Annotated in this window: 1 protein-coding gene; it reads left to right on the forward strand. The window is 35.5% G+C overall.

What is annotated here, in order from left to right; translation table 11 throughout:
• A partial coding sequence (locus DIU01_RS08230) for a sugar phosphate nucleotidyltransferase (protein ID WP_290833365.1) occupies window positions 1–242 on the forward strand: 242 nt, incomplete at both ends.

Genomic DNA, 242 nt, shown 5'->3' on the forward strand with positions numbered 1-242 from the left:
AGGTATAATATTAGCTGGAGGTTCGGGAACAAGATTGTATCCTTTAACAAAATCCATTTCTAAGCAAATGATGGCAATCTACGACAAACCGATGATTTATTATCCGTTGTCGGTTCTAATGTTAGCTGGGATCAACGAAATTTTAATTATTTCGACGCCTCATGATTTGCCAAATTTCAAAAACCTTTTAGGTGATGGTAGTGATTTGGGCATAAAATTAGAATATGCTGAACAACCAAGTC

The sequence above is a fragment of the Flavobacterium sp. genome, assembly GCF_003525665.1.
GTDB lineage: Bacteria > Bacteroidota > Bacteroidia > Flavobacteriales > Flavobacteriaceae > Flavobacterium.